Here is a 17,826-nt window from a genome sequence, read left to right as displayed (position 1 = left end):
CCGGCTCAGGCCAGCTCGACCAGTTCCAGCAGTTCGTCGCTCCAGATGTCCTCGTCGCCGTCGGGCAGCAGGATCGCCCGCTCCGGGCGGAGCGCCTGCACGGCGCCCGGGTCGTGCGTCACCAGCACGATCGCCCCGGGGAACCGCGAGATCGCGTCGAGGACCTGCTCCCGGCTCGCCGGATCCAGGTTGTTGGTCGGTTCGTCCAGGAGGAGGACGTTCGCGCCCGAACACACCAGGGTGGCCAGCGCCAGGCGGGTCTTCTCGCCACCCGACAGCACCCCGGCGGGCTTGTCGACGTCGTCACCGCTGAACAGGAACGCGCCGAGGATCTTGCGCAGTTCGGTGTCGTTGTGGTCTCCGCCGGCCTGCGAGGCGGCGGTGCGCATCAGCTCCAGCACCGTCCGGTCCACGTCCAGCGTCTCGTGTTCCTGGGCGTAATACCCGATGCGCAGGCCGTGCCCGGCGACGACGTCGCCGGTGTCGGGGGTGATGAGGCCGGCGAGCATACGCAACAGGGTCGTCTTGCCCGCGCCGTTGAGACCCAGGATCACCACCCGGGAGCCCTTGTCCACGGCGACGTCGACGTCGACGAAGATCTCCAGCGAGCCGTACGACTTCGACAGGCCCTTGGCGGTCAACGGCGTCTTCCCGCAGGGCGCCGGCTGCGGGAGCCGCACCTTCGCGACACGGTCGGCGGCCCGCACGTCCTCCAGGTCGGCGACCAGGCGTTCGGCCCGCCGCAGCATGTTCTGCGCCGCCACGGCCTTGGTGGCCTTGGCGCGCATCTTCTCCGCCTGCGTGGACAACTGCGCGGCCTTGCGCTCGGCGTTGGCCCGTTCCCGGCGGCGACGGTGCTCGTCGGCCTCCCGCTGCTTGAGGTAGGCACTCCAACCGAGGTTGTACTGGTCGACGGTGCCGCGGTTGGCGTCGAGGTACCACACCTTGTTGACCACGGCGTCGAGCAGGTCGGCGTCGTGGCTGATGACGATGAGACCGCCCTTGTGCGCCGACAGGTAGTTGCGCAGCCAGGTGATCGAGTCGGCGTCGAGGTGGTTGGTGGGCTCGTCGAGCAGCAGGGTGCTGTTGCCCTCGGCGGTGTCGGAGAACAGGATCCGCGCCAGCTCCACCCGGCGGCGCTGCCCACCCGACAGGGTGCCGAGCGTCTGGGAGAGGATCCGGTCGGCCAGGCCGAGGTTGGCGCAGATGCGGGCGGCCTCCGACTCGGCGGCGTAGCCGCCCATGGCGGCGAACCGGTCCTCCAGGCGGCCGTACCTGTCGACGAGCCGGTCGCGGTCGGCGTCGTCGGCGGTCTCGGCCAGCCGGGTCTGCAACTTGGTCATGTCGGCCAGCAGGGTGTCCAGGCCACGCGCCGACAGCACCCGGTCCCGGGCGGTCGTGTCGAGGTCGCCGGTGCGCGGGTCCTGCGGCAGGTACCCGAACGGGCCGCGGCGCTCGATCTTTCCGGCATACGGCAGGTTCTCCCCCGCCATGCTCTTCAGCGTGGTCGTCTTGCCCGCGCCGTTACGGCCCACCAGGCCGATACGGTCACCGGGCTGCACCCGCAGGTCGATGTCCGACAGCAGGATTCGAGCGCCGGCGCGCAGTTCGAGGCCGGTCACGGAGATCATGGAAGATGGCTCGCTTTCGATGGGAATGAAGACTCGCGGACAGCAGCGAGCCGCCGACCCGGACGTGGGGTGATGACCGGTCATCCCGGTGCCACGTGGTGAAGGTCAGCGGCCGATTCGCTCAGTCTTCGCAGCGATGCATACGCCCAGTCTATCCCCCGCGCGCCGAAGCCGACCACCGGATATCGGCAGTCACACCAGTCACACGGCCTCATACCTGCGGAGGATCGCGGCGGGCGCAGGGAGGATTCCACGCTCGTCAATGGAGACACATTCGCGTTACCAGACGACCGCGGAATGCGTGTTACTGCTGGTCAGTGCCCTGATGTCCGGTTCACCTCCTTGTAGGTTCGCTGCGTTATGCGAACACCCTCCGAGAAGACCCCGCAGCAATCGACCACCGCCACAAGCCACTTCGCCAGGCTCCGCCAGTCGACGGTGTCGCGGACGGTCTTCGCGGCCATCGCCGCGGCGACCCTCATCGGCACCGGTCTGGCCGCGGCCGACGCGACCGGCGGCAACGCCACCGACACGGTGGCCGTCGCCACGGCCGAAGCACGTGAGGAGCAGACCCAGGCCGGCCGCAGCGACGACCGCACGGAGGCCGAGGCGTCCGACGACGCGACCACCGAGACCACCGAGGAAGAGACCACCGCCACCAAGGAGGCCGAACCGGCCGCACCGGCACCGGACTGGGTCACCCCGTCCAAGGCGCCGATCAGCGACGTCTTCGGACCGCGCGCGTGGCGGGCCGGCGAGATGCACTACGGAGCGGACTTCGCCGCCGCACCCGGTGAGAAGAACTTCGCCGCCGCCGACGGTGTGGTGGTGCAAGCCGGATCCAACGGTGGATACGGCATCAGCGTGATCATCGAACACGAGGACGGCATCACCACCGTCTACGGCCACCACTCGCAACTGCTGGTGTCGGCCGGCGACGAGGTGAAGGCCGGCGACCCCATCGGACTGGCCGGTTCCACCGGTGACGTCACCGGGCCGCACCTGCACTTCGAGGTGCACATGGCCAACGGCGACGCGGTGGACCCCATCGAGTTCCTGAAGGACCAGGGCGTCAAGCTCTGACGGATCCCCGGCACCGCGGTCCCCACACGGGACACCGCCGTCGGGCACGAACCACAATTCCATCCCTCCCCGGATCAGGCGGCCCCGCAGATGAGAATCGGCGGGGCCGCCTGTGACGTGTCCACCGGCCCCGGGGCGCGACGCGGGTCACCCCGGAGGCGCCCGACACGCCGGCGGTGCCACGAGTGTGGGGCCGTCACGACTGCGGCGTCGGCTCCGTCAGGTGGACCCGCACCATCCGGAACCACCCCGGCAACTCCTTCAGGGTGGCCAGCCGGGGCTCGGCGACGTCTCCGAAGTGCGGCGGGATCACCCGCTCGCGCACGCCCGACAGGCGTGGGTCCGCCAGGATCGCGGTCACCAGTTCACGGTCCCCGGCGGTGACGACCGCGTACAACTCGTCCAACACCGGGGTGAGGATGCGGGCGGCCACACCCGCCGCCGCCGAGACCGCCTTGTCCGCCTGGTTGGCGCGGCGGCGGGCGTACCGTTGCTGGGACCAGCCGCCGGCCGCCGTACGGCCCTGCACATAGGTCGAATCGACCTTCGACGACACCAGACGCGCCCCGTCGAACACCCCGATCGCGAAACCGCCACGCCGCGCGACGACACCGCCGACCCGGCGGTCCCGGCAGGCGGCATCCGCGAAGAACTCCAACAGGCCGCCCCAGCCGTCCCGCCCGGGCTCCGGCGGCCTGACCGGCAGCCGCGCGGCCAACGGCAACTCGCAGTCGGCGACCGCCCCGTCGGCGGCGGTGGCGACCACGCCCCGTTCCGTCGGGGCGAGGGACGTCACACCGTGGCGGCGATCGAAACCGTCGATCCACCTACCGATCCGTTCCGGCGCCACCAGGATCTCGCGGCCGCCACCGGCCGCCGGACGGTTCACCGACATGATCTCCTCCTGGGGCCGCCACCGTGGTGGTCCGGGTCGCCGACGATATCCCACCCCGGACACGGCGCGGCCGGCACCGCGATACGCGGTGCCGGCCGTCAGTGGTCCAGCGCTATACGTTGAAGCCGAGGGCGCGCAGTTGTTCGCGGCCCTCCTCGGTGATCTTGTCGGGTCCCCACGGCGGGATCCACACCCAGTTGATCCGGATGTCGCTGCACAGGCCGCCGCCGGGGCCGGTCGTCAGGGCCGACCGGGTCTGGTCCTCGATGACGTCGGTCAGCGGGCACGCCGCCGAGGTGAGCGTCATGTCGAGCGTGGCGACGTTGTCGTCGTCGACGTGGACGCCGTACACCAGGCCGAGATCGACGACGTTGATACCCAGTTCCGGGTCGACGACGTCCTTCATCGCCTCGGTGACGTCGTCCACGGCGGCCTTCTTCACCGGTTCGGCCGGGGTCTCGGCCACGGTGTCGGTATCGCCTTCGGTCATCTGCCCTCTCCGATCTGCTGGGATCCGCTGGCACGGACCGCGGCGTCCTTGAACGCCATCCACGACAGCAGTGCGCACTTCACCCGGGCGGGGAACTTGGACACGCCGGCGAATGCCACCGCGTCCTCCAACACGTCCTCGTCCGGTTCGATTCCGCCGCGGCTGGTCATCAACTCGGAGAAGCTCTCCAGCGTCGACATCGCGTCAGCCAGCGGTTTGTCGTGGACCAGGTCGTACATCACGCTGGCGGACGCCTGCGAGATGGAACAGCCCACGTTGTCGTAGGACACGTCGGCGACCCGGTCGCCGTCCATGTGGACCCGCAACGTGATCTCGTCGCCGCAGGTGGGGTTGACGTGATGCGCCTCCGCCTCGAAGGGCTCACGCAGTCCCCGCCCGTGCGGGTCGCGGTAGTGGTCGAGGATCACTTCCTGATACAACTCGTCGAGCATCAGCCGAACACCTTCCGTGTCTTCTCCAGCCCTGCGACCAGCGCGTCGATCTCGTCGGTGGTGGTGTAGACGTAGAAGGAGGCGCGGGTGGCCGCCGGGACCCCGAAACGGGCGCACACCGGTTTGGCGCAGTGGTGCCCGACCCGCACCTGCACGCCCTCCGAGTCGAGGACCTGCCCGACGTCGTGCGGGTGGATGCCCTCCATGTCGAAGGAGATGGTGCCGCCCCGCCCGATCGGGACCCGGGGCCCCAGGATCGTCAGGCCGGGGACCGTCTCGAGTGCCGCGAGCGCGTACCCGGCCAGTTCCTTCTCGTGCCACTGGACGGCGCGCATGTCCAGGGCGGAGAGGTAGTCCACGGCCACACCGAGTCCGACGGCCTCGGTGATCGGCGGGGTCCCCGCCTCGAACCGGGCCGGAGGCGCCGCGTAGGTGGACCCCTCCATGGTCACGGTCCCGATCATGGATCCGCCCGAGAGGAACGGCGGCATGACCGAAAGCAGTTCGCCGCGCCCCCACAGGACCCCGATGCCGGTGGGTCCGCACATCTTGTGTCCGGTGAACGCCATGAAGTCGACGTCGAGGGCCGACACGTCCACCGGCAGGTGCGGCACCGACTGGGAGGCGTCGAGCAGTACCAGGGCGCCCACCTCGCGGGCACGCCGGACTATCCGCGCGGTCGGGTTGATCGTGCCGAGGATGTTCGACATGTGCACGAACGACACGATCTTGGTGCGTTCGGTGATCAACTCCTCGGTGGCGTCCAGATCGAGCCGCCCGGTGTCGGTGATGCCGAACCACTTCAGGGTCGCGCCGGTACGTTCGCACAACAGTTGCCACGGCACGATGTTGGAGTGGTGCTCCATCTCGGTGATGACGACCTCGTCACCGGGACCGAGCGCGAACCTCGGGTCACCGCCGCGCCCCAGCGACGCCGCCAGCATCGCGTACGACACCAGGTTGATCGCCTCGGTGGAGTTCTTGGTGAACACCACCTCGTCCACCGAGGGGGCGTTGACGAACGCCGCGACCTTGCCGCGCGCGCCCTCGAACGCCTCCGTGGCCTCGGTGCCGAGCGTGTGCACGGCACGGGCGATGTTGGCGTTGTGGGTGGCGGCGAACTCCGCCATCGCGTCGATGACCTGACGGGGCTTCTGCGAGGTGTTGCCCGAGTCGAGGTACACCAGCGGCCGACCGTTGACCCGCCGCGACAGGATCGGGAAGTCCGCCCGGATCGCGGCGGAGTCCAACTCCGGCACGTCCGCCGGGCGGCCCGACGCCGGGGTCACGGTCATGTCAGTCTCCGATCTTGGCGGCACCGGCTCCGGCGGCGTAACGCTCGTAGCCCTCGACCTCCAGCCGCTCGGACAGTTCCGGTCCGCCCTCCTCGACGATCCGGCCGGCGACGAAGACGTGGACGAAGTCGGGCTTGATGTAGCGCAGGATCCGGGTGTAGTGGGTGATGAGCAGGACCCCGGCGCCGGTCTCGGTCTTCGCCCGGTTGACGCCCTCGCTGACGACGCGCAGCGCGTCGATGTCGAGACCGGAGTCGGTCTCGTCGAGGATCGCCATCTTGGGCTTGAGCAGTTCGAGCTGCATGATCTCGTGGCGCTTCTTCTCACCACCGGAGAAACCCTCGTTGACGTTGCGCTGCGCGAACTCCGGGTCCATCTGGAGGTCGGACATCGCGGTCTTGAGGTCCTTCATCCAGGTGCGGAGCTTGGGCGCCTCGCCGTCGATGGCGGTCTTGGCGGTGCGCAGGAAGTTCGACACCGACACGCCCGGCACCTCCACCGGGTACTGCATCGCCAGGAACAGGCCCGCCCGGGCGCGCTCGTCGACGCTCATCTCCAGGACGTCCTCACCGTCGAGGGTGACCGAGCCGCCGGTGATGGTGTACTTCGGGTGACCGGCGATCGAGTACGCCAGCGTCGACTTGCCGGAGCCGTTGGGGCCCATGATGGCGTGGGTCTCGCCGGAGTTGATGGTCAGGTCGACCCCGTGCAGGATCTGCTTGTCCTCACCCTCGCCGACGTTCACCGACACCTGAAGGTCGCGAATGGAAAGCGTGCTCATTGTGAAAAATTCTCCCGATATCTCGTTAGTTCTTGGGGGTGAGGCTCAGATAGACGTCGCCGTCGCGGATCTCGACGGGGTACACCTTCACCGGGACCGTCGCCGGCAGGCCGGTCGGCCGCCCGGTGCGAAGGTCGAACCGGGAACCGTGCAGCCAGCACTCCAGCGTGCAGCCCTCGACGTCCCCCTCCGACAGCGCCACCGCCGCGTGGGAGCACTCGTCGTAGACGGCGAACACCTCGTCACCGGTACGCACGAGGGCGATGGGGATCCCGTCGACCTCGGCGCGGACGGCGGCCTCCTCGGGGAGGTCGGCGACCGGGCAGATCCGGTGGAAGGTGTCGTTGGCGGTCTCCACGGTCACACCCCGACCTCGGCGAGCCGCCGCTCGATGGCCTCGGTCAGCCGGTCCCGCACCGTCTCGATGCCGATGCGTTCCAGCAGACCCGCGAAGAAGCCCCGCACCACCAGGCGGCGGGCGTCCTCCTCCGTGATGCCCCGTGACTGCAGGTAGAACAGCTGCTCGTCGTCGAAGCGTCCGGTGGCGCTGGCGTGTCCGGCGCTGACGATCTCGCCGGTCTCGATCTCCAGGTTGGGGACCGAGTCCGCCTGCGCGCCGTCGGTGAGCACCAGGTTCCGGTTGATCTCGTAGGTCTCGATCTGCTCGGCGATCTTGCGGATCAGCACGTCGCCGACCCAGACCGTGCGGGCGTCACGGCCCTGCAGCGCCCCCTTGTAGTCCACGTGTGAACGGGTGTGCGGCGCGTTGTGGTCGACGAACAACCGGTGTTCGAGGTGCTGCCCCGCGTCGGCGAAGTACAGGCCGTACAGGTCGGCGCCGCCGCCGGTGCCCGCGTAGCGGACGTTGGAGTTCAACCGGACCACGTCGCCGCCCAGCGACACCACGATGTGCCGGTACGACGCGTCACGCCCGACCAGGGCCTCGTGCTGGCCCAGGTGCACCGCGTCGCGGTCCCAGTCCTGCACGCTGACCACGGTGACCTCCGCGCCGTCGCCGACCACGACTTCGAGGTTGGCGGTGTGGACACCGGTCCCCCGGTGGTCCAGCAGGAGGGTCACCTTGGCGAAGGGACCGACGTCCAGGACCACGTGCCCGTTGGAGCGACCGCCCCCGGCCTGCACCGTCACCGCCACGGGGTCGGCCACGACCACCTCGGCGGGCACCTTCACGTGCAGCGCGTCGGCGGTCTCGGCCGAGGCGATCGCCGCGGCGCGGTCACTGGGCACCAGGACGGTGCCTCGGGGGGCCTGTCCCGGCGCGAGCGAGGCGACGGCGACCTCGCCGGGCGCCTCCACCCGGTAGTCGACGGCGCCGGCGCCGGTGGGCTGCCGGTCCAGAGCACCCGCCAGTCGGCGCAGTGGCGTGAACCGCCAGATCTCCTCCCGGCCGTTCGGCATCGGATGGTCGTCTACGTCGAACGACCCGGCCGGGTGCAGATGGCTGGCCACCTCGTCGGTGGTCTCCACCGCACCGGCCACGTTCGGGCGCTGCGCTTCAGGTGCGACTTGCTCGGTCACGGACAACTGACTTCACTCTTTCGTCGTAACGGTCGGACAACGCGGTCTGCTGGGTGGCGGTGACCCGCCGGGTCAGCCGACCGCCCCTTCCATCTGCAGTTCGATCAGGCGGTTGAGCTCCAGTGCGTACTCCATCGGAAGCTCCTTGGCGATGGGCTCGATGAAGCCCCGCACGATCATCGCCATGGCCTCGTCCTCGGTGAGGCCGCGGCTCATCAGGTAGAACAACTGGTCGTCGCTGACCTTCGACACGGTGGCCTCGTGGCCCATCTGCACGTCGTCCTCGCGGACGTCCACGTACGGGTAGGTGTCGGAGCGGGAGATGTTGTCCACCAGGAGCGCGTCGCACTTGACGGTGCTCTTGGAGTGGTGCGAGCCGTCGTTGACCTGCACGAGCCCCCGGTACGAGGTGCGGCCGCCGCCCCGGGCGATCGACTTGGAGATGATCGACGACGAGGTGTGTGGCGCGGCGTGGGTCATCTTGGCGCCGGCGTCCTGGTGCTGGCCCTCACCGGCCATGGCGACGCTCAGCACCTCGCCCTTGGCGTGCTCCCCGGTCATCACGACGGCCGGGTACTTCATGGTGACCTTGGACCCCAGGTTGCCGTCGACCCACTCCATGGTGGCGCCGGCCTCCGCGACGGCCCGCTTGGTGACCAGGTTGTAGACGTTGTTCGACCAGTTCTGGATCGTCGTGTAACGGCACCGGCCGCCCTTCTTGACGATGATCTCCACCACGGCCGAGTGCAGGCTGTCGGAGGAGTAGATCGGGGCGGTGCAGCCCTCCACGTAGTGGACGTAGGCGCCCTCGTCGACGATGATGAGGGTGCGTTCGAACTGGCCCATGTTCTCGGTGTTGATCCGGAAGTACGCCTGCAGCGGGATGTCCACGTGGACGCCCTTGGGGACGTAGATGAACGACCCGCCGCTCCACACCGCGGTGTTGAGCGCGGCGAACTTGTTGTCGCCCACCGGGATGACGGTGCCGAAGTACTCCTTGAAGATCTCCGGGTGCTCCTTGAGGGCGGTGTCGGTGTCGAGGAACAGGACGCCCTTCTCCTCCAGGTCCTCCCGGATCTTGTGGTAGACGACCTCGGACTCGTACTGCGCGGCCACCCCCGCGACCAGCCGCTGCTTCTCCGCCTCGGGGATGCCCAGCCTGTCGTAGGTGTTCTTGATGTCCTCGGGGAGGTCCTCCCACGAGGCGGCCTGCTTCTCGGTGGAACGCACGAAGTACTTGATGTTGTCGAAGTCGATGCCCGACAGGTCCGCGCCCCACGTCGGCATGGGCTTGCGGCCGAACAGCTTGAGCCCCTTCAGCCGCAGGTCGAGCATCCACTGCGGCTCGTCCTTCTTGGCGGAGATGTCCCGTACCACCGCCTCGGAGAGGCCACGCTGCGCCGAGGCGCCGGCCACGTCCGTGTCGGCCCAGCCGTACTCGTACTTCGCCAGCGAGGCCAGCGTCTCCTCCTGGCTCAGGCGGGCGTCGTTGGTGGTGTCAGTCATGGGTTCCTCACCTGCGGCGATTCGATGTGTGCGGTTGTGGACTGTAGCCCGGCTGCGGAGGCACCCGGGATGTAGGTGGTGCAGACGCCGTCCCCGTTGGCGATCGTGGCCAGTCGTTGCACGTGGTGACCGACCAGCCGGCCGATCACCTGGGTCTCGGCCTCGCACAGCTGCGGGAACTCGGCGGCGACGTGCGCCACCGGGCAGTGGTGCTGGCACAACTGCCCGCCGTTGGCGAGCGCCTTGGCGGTGGCCACGTATCCTTCGGCCGACAGTGCGCGCGCGAGCGCGGAGGCGCGGGCGACCGGGTGGTCGTCGGCGCCGTCCATCGCGGTGCGGCACCGCTCCTCGAGCGGCGCCACCTGCTCGGCGGCGAACGCGCTCACCGCGGCGGGTCCGCCGTGGCGGTGTATCCACCGCAGCGCCTGGGTGGCCATGTCGTCGTAGTGGTGCCCGAAGGTCTCACGGGCGGCCTCGGTGAGCCGGTACGTGCGGGCCGGGCGGCCCCTCCCCCTGCCCGCGGCGGCCTGCGGCTCGCGGTGTTCCACGAGTCCGTCGGCGGCCATGGCGTCGAGGTGCCTGCGCACCGCGACCTGGCTGATCCCCAGTGCGGCGGCGAGCTGCCGGGCGGTGGCCCGGCCGTTTTCGAGCAGCAGTTCGGCGACCCGCTGACGGGTCTGCCCGTCAGGGGTTCCGCAGCCGGAGGGCTGCCGGGTCGCCTCGTTTTCCACAACCCAAGTGTTGCTTATTTCGCTTCGGGCCGCCAACCGGGGGTCAGTGAGCCAGGACACGCCCGTATCGTGAACACGTGTCACCAATGTGGGTGCGGCGGCTGAGTCTGCTCAACGTCGTCGTCAACGTCATGATCGTGGTAACCGGAGGGGCCGTCCGCCTCACCGGTTCGGGCCTGGGTTGCCCGAGCTGGCCGAACTGCCAGCCGGGGGCCTTCCACGTCACGCCCGCGATGGGCATTCACGGCTACATCGAGTGGGGCAACCGGCTGTTCGGGGTCGTGGTCGGCGTCGTCGCCGCCGCGACCTTGCTGGCGACCATTCTGCGGCGACCGCGCCGGGCCTCACTGATCCGGCCCGCCCTGCTGGTGGCCGTCGGCGTGCCCGCCCAGGCCCTCATCGGCATGATCACCGTGGAGACCGGCCTGAATCCGTGGGTCGTGAGCTGCCACTTCCTCGTGACCATCGCCGTGCTCGCGGCCGCCTACACCGGGTATGTGCGCGCCGGTGAACCCGACGGCGAGGCCCGCCCGGTGGTCCCCGGCCCGTTCCGGCTGCTGGCGGCGTTCGTGGTCGCCGCCGCCCTGGTGACGATCGTCGTGGGTGTGCTGGTGACCGGCAGCGGCCCCCACGCCGGTGATCCCGCGTCGCCCCGCATCCCCCTGGACTCGGCGCTGCTCGCCCAGTTGCACGCCGACTCGGTGTTCCTGCTGATCGGCCTGACGGTGGGCGCGGTCCTGGCCGCCGCGGCGCTCCGGGCACCTCGACGGGTCCGGACCGCGCTGTGGGTGCTGACCGCCGTCGAGATCGGTCAGAGCGTCATCGGTTTCGTGCAGTTCTTCACCGGATTGCCGGTGATCCTGGTCGGCGCGCACATGCTGGGGGCGGCACTGCTGTGGCTCGCCGCGCTGCACGTGCTCCTCACCTGCCGGGAGCGGACGGGTGCCCCGGAGGTGCCCGCGCAGGAGCGCCGGGTGGCGACCGAGGCCGAGCCCGAGGCCGCCGCCACGCCCTGACGACGACCCTGCAGGTTATCGCCAGGTTCATCGCGTACCCTTCGGCGGCGTGGCGCTCTCCCCCGACACCTTTTCGACCGGTTCCCGCACGTCACACGGCCCGTGGTCGCTCTCATGGCGCTCGGCGGTGTCGGTGTGGCGGCGCGTGACCCACAACCGTCGCGTCCTGACGGTCCTGGCCGTGGTGGTGGCCGCGTTGGCCGCCGTCAGCGTCGCCAACCGGCTCGGCCCGGGTCACACCGGCACGGTCGTCGAACCGGTGGTCGCGCTCGGACTGATCCTGCTGGCGCGGCGCAGCGGTCTCACCTGGCACGATCTGGGCCTATCACGCCGCACCTGGTGGCGCGGCCTGAAGTACGCCCTGGTGGCGGTGGCGGCCGTGGCCGTGGTCTACCTGGTCGCGGTGGCCGTGCCGGTGACCCGCCAGGCGTTCCTGGACGGGCGTTACCAGCTTCCGGCGGGCGCGGCCCTGCTGACGGCACTGGTGTTCATACCGTTGGGCACCATCCTGTTGGAGGAGGTCGTCTTCCGGGGTGTCCTGTTGGGACTACTCGGTCGCCACCGCAACGGCTGGCTCGCCGTGTCGATCTCGTCGGTGCTGTTCGGCCTGTGGCACATCCTCCCGGCCGCGGCACTGGGCGCGAACCGACTGGTGACCGTGGTCCTGGGTTCGGGGCCGGGGGCACGGATCGTGTTGATCGCCGGAGTGGTCGCCTTCACCGGGCTGGCCGGATGGCTGCTGTGTGAACTGCGCCGCCGCTCCGGGAGCGTGATCGCGGCGGCGGGCCTCCACTGGGCCACGAACGGGCTGGGCGTCCTGGTGACCAGTCTGCTGTGGTCGGCCAGGGTGGTGTGATCAGCCGGCCAGCCGTGCCGTGATCGCCGCCGCCACGCGGTGGGCGGCGGGCGGATCCCAGCCGAGGAACAGCGACGGCTCCGCCACCTCGACCTCCAGCACGACGGTTCCCACGGCCGACTCCACCAGGTCGACCCGGCCGTAAAGCAGCGGTACGCCGTCGGTGGGGACGGCGGCCAGCGCGCGTGCGGCGAGGTCCCGCTCGGCGTCGGTGGCCGTGGTGGCGGTGATCCGTTCCGACTTGTACAGCGACTCCATGCCACGGTAGGGGCCGTCCAGCATCGCGCCCTTGCGGATGGCGTGCGAGTAGGTCCCGCCCAGGAACATCAGGGCCTTCTCGCCGTTGACGTCGACGTCCGGTTGGTACGGCTGCGCGAGCACCGTCGCGCCACCGCGGTGCAGTCGGTGGACGTGTTCGTGTGCCTGGCGGTTCTGCTCGGGGTCGTCCATCACGTAGCGGCCGGCGTTACGGCTGCCCGCACCGACGGCGGGTTTGAGTACCCACTCGCCGACCGACGGCAGTGCGATCCCGCCCCCGGGTGGCAGCCGGGTCGTCGGCACCACCGGCACGCCCGCCGCCGCGAGGTCGACGAGGTACCGCTTGTCGGTGTTCCACTCCAGGACCGGCGCCGGGTTGGCGAGCCGGGGTACGCGTCTCGACCAGGCGAGGAACTCGTCGCGGCGTTCGGGGTAGTCCCAGGGGCAACGGATCACCGACAGGTCGAACTCCGACCAGTCCACCCGCGGGTCGCTCCACACCGCCGGAACCGCCTCCACTCCCGACTCCCGCAGGGCCGGCAACAGGCGCGCCTCGTCGGGGTCGAGCTCGGGCAGGGCGTCACAGGTGACGATCGCGACGGTCGGCATTCACACACACGTCCTTCAAGGGGGTGGCCTTCAAAGGGTGGTCTTCGAGACCTCGGCCGTGGGGGATACGGCGGTCGGCCACCGTCACAGCAGGAACGAGTCCACGGCGACGGCGACGAACAGCAGGGTGAGGTAGGAGGTCGACCAGTGGAACAACCGCATCGGCTTGACGGGTTCGCCCCGGCGGGCCCGGCCGTGCATGCGGTGGGCCTCCACGCAGAACATCCCGCCGGTGACCAGGGCGACGGCGCCGTAGAGCGGGGTCGTCGCCAACGGCCACAACGCCAGCGAGGTGGCGAGGGTCAGCCAGGCGTACACCACCGACTCCAGGCCGACCCGCCGCAGTGACGCCACCACCGGCAGCATCGGGATCCCGGCCGCCGCGTAGTCGTCCTTGTACTTGATCGCCAGTGCGTAGAAGTGCGGCGGCTGCCAGAAGAAGACGACCGCGAAGAGCAGCCACGCCTCCCAGGACAGACCGCCGGTGACGGCCGCCCACCCGATCAGCACCGGCGCGGCACCGCACACCCCGCCCCACACGGTGTTGGCCGCGGTGGTGCGCTTGAGCCACATCGTGTAGACGACGTCGTAGTAGGCGATCGCGCCGAGCGTCAGCAACGCGGCCAACATGTTGGTGGTCGCCCAGATGAGGGCGACCGACACGACGCCCAGGATCAGCCCGAACACCAGCGCGTTGACCGGCGGGATCGCGTGCTGCGGGATCGGGCGTCGCGACGTCCGCCGCATGAGCTGGTCGATGTCGCGGTCGATGTAGCAGTTGAGCGCGTTCGCGGCACCGGCCGCCATGGCACCGCCGACCACCACGATCAGGACGGTCAGCAGGTCGGGCAGTCCGTCGCGGTGCAGCCGGGCGGCCAGGAACATCGCCGGGACCGCGGTGATGAGCAGCAGCTCCACGATCCGGGGCTTGGTCAACGCGATGTACGCCTTGACGACCGCGCCCACGGGGGGCCGCCCCGGTGGCGTCGGCGGCTGTCCGCCCGACCCGGTGGTGATGATCAGCGTTCGCGGCGCGGTGTCGGCCGCCCGGGGGGCGACGTCGCTCGCGGACATCAAATTTCTACGCATCGTGGAAGAGCGTATTAGCACCTGGTTCAGGTGTGCTGGCGGGGTTGGGGATCGTCGGCCGCGTCGCATCACCGGTACACCGCCTGGCCTGCGGCCGGGGTGGCCGGGCGCCGGCGCGGCGGGTGCCCGGGGCCGGGCGGGTGGCCCGGCTCACCGTGACCGCATCACCCTTTCGGGGTAGGAGGTCCTCATGGGCTGCATCACGTGTCCGACCGGGCGGCGCCGTACGGGGCTGGTCGGGACGGGTGTGTCCGGTGGTGGGGCGTCCGCCGATCGCGAACTTCCGGTCACGGTGCGCCGGTCGGGCGATCCCGGTGGGTATCGTCTTGCGTGTCTGTTGTCGTTGCCTTGAGGAGGCGTACCGGTGTCTACTGCGGCATTTGATTGGTCCGAACTAGATCAGCGGGCGGTGGACGCCGTGCGGGTCCTCGCGATCGACGCGGTGGAGAAGGCGGGCAACGGGCACCCGGGGACCGCCATGAGTCTCGCGCCGGCCGCGTACCTGCTGTTCCAGCGCGTGATGCGTCACGACCCGTCCGATCCGGACTGGGCGGGCCGCGACCGGTTCGTACTGTCGGCCGGCCACTCCAGCCTGACGTTGTACATTCAGCTCTACCTGTCGGGGTACGGCCTGGAGCTGGACGATCTGAAGTCCCTCCGCCAGTGGGGGTCCAAGACCCCCGGCCACCCCGAGCACGGCCACACGGTGGGCGTGGAGACCACGACGGGTCCGCTGGGCCAGGGCATCGCCAACGCCGTCGGCATGGCCATGGCCGCCCGCCGGGAACGCGGCCTGTTCGACCCGGACGCCGCTCCGGGCAAGTCGCCGTTCGACCACCACGTCTACGTGATCTGCTCCGACGGGGACATCCAGGAGGGCATCAGCCACGAGGCCAGTGCGCTCGCCGGTGTCCAGGAGCTGGGCAACCTCGTGATGATCTACGACCAGAACGAGATCTCGATCGAGGACGACACCCGGGTGGCGCTGGCCGAGGACGTCGCCGCCCGGTACGACGCGTACGGGTGGCACACCCAGACGGTGGACTGGCGCGGTGACGGCGACTACCACGAGAACGTCGCGGAACTGTTCGAGGCGTTGGAGGCGGCCAAGGCGGTCACCGACAAGCCGTCGTTCATCGCGTTGCGGACGATCATCGGCTGGCCCGCGCCCACCAAGCAGAACACCGGCGGCATCCACGGTTCCAAGCTGGGCGCCGACGAGGCCGCCGCGACCCGGCAGATCCTCGGCTACGACGCCGACGGCGCGTTCGACGTGCCCGCCGAGGTGCTGGCCCACGCCCGTGAGGTGCGGGCACGCGGCAAGGCCGCCCGGCAGGCGTGGCAGTCGGAGTTCGACGCCTGGGCCGAGGCGAACCCGGAGCGCAGGGAACTGCACCACCGGATCTCCCGCCGGGAACTCCCGGCCGGGTGGACCGACGCCCTGCCCCACTTCGAGGCCGACGAGAAGGGCGTGGCGACCCGCGCGGCGTCGGGGAAGGTGTTGACGGCCCTGGCCGGGACGCTGCCGGAGCTGTGGGGCGGTTCCGCCGACCTCGCCGGCAGCAACAACACCACCATGGAGGGCGAGCCGTCCTTCCTCCCCACCGAACGCGCCAGCAAGAAGTTCCCCGGCAACCCCTACGGCAGGACTCTCCACTTCGGAATCAGGGAACACGCCATGGCGGCGATCTGCAACGGGATCGCCCTTCACGGCGGCACCCGCCCGTACGGCGGCACCTTCCTGGTGTTCAGCGACTACATGCGGCCCGCCGTCCGGCTGGCGGCGCTCATGCACGCCCCCGTGGTGTTCGTGTGGACGCACGACTCGATCGGTCTGGGCGAGGACGGCCCCACCCACCAACCGGTGGAGCACCTGGCGGCCCTGCGGGCCATCCCAGGCCTCGACGTGGTGCGTCCCGCCGACGCCAACGAGACGGTGTGGGCGTGGCGGGCGGCGCTGGAGCACAACGACCGTCCCACCGGGCTGGCGTTGACCAGGCAGAACGTTCCCACGCTGGACCGTTCGAAGCTGGGTTCGGCCGAGGGTGTCCTCAAGGGCGGCTACATCCTGGCCGACGCCGACGCCGCCGAACCGCAGGTCATCCTGATCGCCACCGGCAGCGAGGTCGCGCTGGCGCTGGAGGCGCGGGAACGCCTGGAGTCCGAGGGCGTCGCCACCCGGGTCGTGTCGATGCCGTGTCGGGAGTGGTTCGACGCGCAGGACGCCGCCTACCGTGACAGCGTGCTGCTGCCGACGGTGAAGGCACGGGTCAGCGTGGAGGCCGGCATCGCGATGCCGTGGCGCGACCTCATCGGTGACGCCGGTGTCGCGGTGAGCCTGGAGCACTTCGGGGCCAGCGCGCCCTACGAGAGGCTGTTCGCCGAGTTCGGGTTCACCGTCGACCACGTGGTGACGGCGGCACGGCAGTCGCTGGCCAACGTGGCGTGAGCCCGGGACGTCAACACTAAGGAGCTTTCAATGTCGAAGGATCGTCTGGGAGACCTGTCGGCCGCCGGTGTGGCCGTGTGGCTGGACGACATCTCCCGTCAACGACTGTCGTCGGGGAACCTCGCGGAACTGCGGGACGACCGGCACGTCGTGGGCGTCACGAGCAACCCGACAATCTTCGCCAACGCGATCTTCGCGGGCGACGACTACCAGACCCAGTTGCAGGAACTGCGGCTGCGGGGCGTGTCGGTGGACGAGGCCGCCAGGGCCGTCACCACGTACGACGTGCGGTGGGCCTGCGACGTCCTGCGCACCGTCTACGACTCCTCCGGGGGCGTCGACGGCCGGGTGTCGATCGAGGTGGACCCCCGTCTGGCGCACGACACCGAACGCACCGTCGCCGAGGCCAAGGCACTGTGGTGGGCGGTCGACCGCCCGAACCTGTTCATCAAGATCCCGGCGACCACCGCAGGGCTTCCCGCCATCAGCGCGGTCCTGGCGGAGGGCATCAGCGTCAACGTCACGCTCATCTTCGGGCTCGACCGCTACAAGCAGGTGATGGACGCCTTCTTCGAGGGCATGGAACGCGCGCACAAGGCGGGCCACGACCTGTCGACGATGGCGTCGGTGGCGTCGTTCTTCGTGTCCCGGGTGGACACCGAGATCGACAAGCGGCTCGACGCCATCGGTGGCGAGGCCGCCACCGCCGCCAAGGGCAAGGCCGCGGTGGCCAACGCCCGGCTGGCGCACAAGGCGTACACCGAGGCGTTCGACTCGCCCCGCTGGCACGCCCTGGCGGGCGCCGGGGCGCTGCCGCAGCGTCCGCTGTGGGCCTCGACGTCGTCGAAGAACCCGGACTACAAGGACACCATGTACGTGGAGGACCTGGTCGTCCCCGGATCGGTGAACACGATGCCGCAGGCGACACTGGACGCGTTCGCCGACCACGGTGAGGTCTCCGGCGACACCGTCTCGGGCAACTACACCGAGGCCGCCGCCGTGATGGACTCGCTCGCGGCGCTGGGCGTCGACTACCGGGACGTCATCGAGACCCTGGAACGCGAGGGGGTCGAGAAGTTCGCCAAGAGCTGGGACGAGCTCCTCGACGGCGTCAGCGAGGCCCTGGCCGAGCAGGCACGGAGCTGA

General features: G+C 70.0%; 17 protein-coding genes. 5 read left to right on the top strand and 12 right to left on the bottom strand.

Annotation, left to right across the window (positions count from 1 at the left end):
- Positions 1 to 5: 5 nt before the first annotated feature.
- The gene (locus LX16_RS07590) at positions 6 to 1,631 is read right to left on the bottom strand and encodes an ABC-F family ATP-binding cassette domain-containing protein (protein ID WP_147135141.1); all 1,626 of its coding nucleotides are present in this window, start codon (positions 1,629 to 1,631) and stop codon (positions 6 to 8) included.
- 360 nt (positions 1,632 to 1,991) lie between these two features.
- Between LX16_RS07590 and LX16_RS07585 the strand changes: the two genes are divergently transcribed.
- The gene (locus LX16_RS07585; protein ID WP_147135138.1) at positions 1,992 to 2,714 is read left to right on the top strand and encodes a M23 family metallopeptidase; all 723 of its coding nucleotides are present in this window, start codon (positions 1,992 to 1,994) and stop codon (positions 2,712 to 2,714) included.
- A 196-nt stretch (positions 2,715 to 2,910) separates the two neighbouring features.
- On the opposite strand, the gene LX16_RS07580 is transcribed toward LX16_RS07585, so the two are convergent.
- From LX16_RS07580 to LX16_RS07540, 9 genes are all read right to left on the bottom strand, one after another.
- A complete protein-coding gene (locus tag LX16_RS07580) occupies positions 2,911 to 3,609 on the bottom strand; it encodes an acVLRF1 family peptidyl-tRNA hydrolase (RefSeq protein WP_147135135.1) in 699 nt (232 codons plus the stop codon).
- Between the two features lie 112 nt (positions 3,610 to 3,721).
- Positions 3,722 to 4,099 carry a metal-sulfur cluster assembly factor gene (locus LX16_RS07575; protein WP_147135132.1) on the bottom strand — a complete coding sequence of 126 codons (378 nt, stop codon included), beginning with the start codon at positions 4,097 to 4,099 and terminating at the stop codon, positions 3,722 to 3,724.
- Positions 4,096 to 4,551, bottom strand: a complete 456-nt coding sequence (gene sufU / locus LX16_RS07570; protein WP_244615711.1) for a Fe-S cluster assembly sulfur transfer protein SufU — start codon at positions 4,549 to 4,551, stop codon at positions 4,096 to 4,098. Before sufU ends, LX16_RS07575 begins: the two co-directional genes overlap by 4 nt.
- Positions 4,551 to 5,846: a cysteine desulfurase gene (locus tag LX16_RS07565; protein WP_147135129.1), complete on the bottom strand. Its 1,296-nt coding sequence runs from the start codon at positions 5,844 to 5,846 to the stop codon at positions 4,551 to 4,553. Before LX16_RS07565 ends, sufU begins: the two co-directional genes overlap by 1 nt.
- Before the next feature lies 1 nt (position 5,847).
- Positions 5,848 to 6,627 (bottom strand): Fe-S cluster assembly ATPase SufC, encoded by a 780-nt coding sequence (gene sufC, locus LX16_RS07560; RefSeq protein WP_147135126.1) that lies wholly within the window; start codon positions 6,625 to 6,627, stop codon positions 5,848 to 5,850.
- A 25-nt stretch (positions 6,628 to 6,652) separates the two neighbouring features.
- Positions 6,653 to 6,985: a Rieske 2Fe-2S domain-containing protein gene (locus LX16_RS07555; protein WP_147137203.1), complete on the bottom strand. Its 333-nt coding sequence runs from the start codon at positions 6,983 to 6,985 to the stop codon at positions 6,653 to 6,655.
- 2 nt (positions 6,986 to 6,987) lie between these two features.
- Positions 6,988 to 8,166, bottom strand: a complete 1,179-nt coding sequence (gene sufD, locus LX16_RS07550; RefSeq protein ID WP_211354328.1) for a Fe-S cluster assembly protein SufD — start codon at positions 8,164 to 8,166, stop codon at positions 6,988 to 6,990.
- A gap of 72 nt (positions 8,167 to 8,238) precedes the next feature.
- Positions 8,239 to 9,672, bottom strand: a complete 1,434-nt coding sequence (gene sufB / locus LX16_RS07545) for a Fe-S cluster assembly protein SufB (RefSeq protein WP_147135123.1) — start codon at positions 9,670 to 9,672, stop codon at positions 8,239 to 8,241.
- Positions 9,669 to 10,403, bottom strand: coding sequence for a helix-turn-helix transcriptional regulator (locus LX16_RS07540; protein WP_147135120.1), 735 nt, complete (start codon positions 10,401 to 10,403; stop codon positions 9,669 to 9,671). Before LX16_RS07540 ends, sufB begins: the two co-directional genes overlap by 4 nt.
- Before the next feature lie 86 nt (positions 10,404 to 10,489).
- Between LX16_RS07540 and LX16_RS07535 the strand changes: the two genes are divergently transcribed.
- Positions 10,490 to 11,419: a COX15/CtaA family protein gene (locus LX16_RS07535; RefSeq protein WP_147137200.1), complete on the top strand. Its 930-nt coding sequence runs from the start codon at positions 10,490 to 10,492 to the stop codon at positions 11,417 to 11,419.
- A gap of 145 nt (positions 11,420 to 11,564) precedes the next feature.
- Positions 11,565 to 12,275, top strand: coding sequence for a CPBP family intramembrane glutamic endopeptidase (locus LX16_RS27890; RefSeq protein WP_280176795.1), 711 nt, complete (start codon positions 11,565 to 11,567; stop codon positions 12,273 to 12,275).
- On the opposite strand, the gene LX16_RS07525 is transcribed toward LX16_RS27890, so the two are convergent.
- Together LX16_RS07525 and LX16_RS07520 are read right to left on the bottom strand one after the other, a co-directional pair.
- Positions 12,276 to 13,142 carry an ATP-grasp domain-containing protein gene (locus LX16_RS07525; protein ID WP_147135117.1) on the bottom strand — a complete coding sequence of 289 codons (867 nt, stop codon included), beginning with the start codon at positions 13,140 to 13,142 and terminating at the stop codon, positions 12,276 to 12,278. It abuts the gene before it with no gap.
- A gap of 84 nt (positions 13,143 to 13,226) precedes the next feature.
- Positions 13,227 to 14,231 carry a heme o synthase gene (locus LX16_RS07520; protein WP_147135114.1) on the bottom strand — a complete coding sequence of 335 codons (1,005 nt, stop codon included), beginning with the start codon at positions 14,229 to 14,231 and terminating at the stop codon, positions 13,227 to 13,229.
- A gap of 364 nt (positions 14,232 to 14,595) precedes the next feature.
- Here LX16_RS07520 and tkt point away from each other — a divergent pair, with 364 nt between their 5' ends.
- Positions 14,596 to 16,680 (top strand): transketolase, encoded by a 2,085-nt coding sequence (gene tkt / locus LX16_RS07515; RefSeq protein ID WP_147135111.1) that lies wholly within the window; start codon positions 14,596 to 14,598, stop codon positions 16,678 to 16,680.
- Positions 16,681 to 16,710: 30 nt separating this feature from the next.
- The gene (gene tal, locus LX16_RS07510; protein ID WP_147135108.1) at positions 16,711 to 17,826 is read left to right on the top strand and encodes a transaldolase; all 1,116 of its coding nucleotides are present in this window, start codon (positions 16,711 to 16,713) and stop codon (positions 17,824 to 17,826) included.

Source organism: Stackebrandtia albiflava (genome assembly GCF_007994225.1).
GTDB lineage: Bacteria > Actinomycetota > Actinomycetes > Mycobacteriales > Micromonosporaceae > Stackebrandtia > Stackebrandtia albiflava.
Note: the sequence above shows the minus strand (reverse complement) of the source record. Positions and strands in the feature narration are given on the sequence as shown.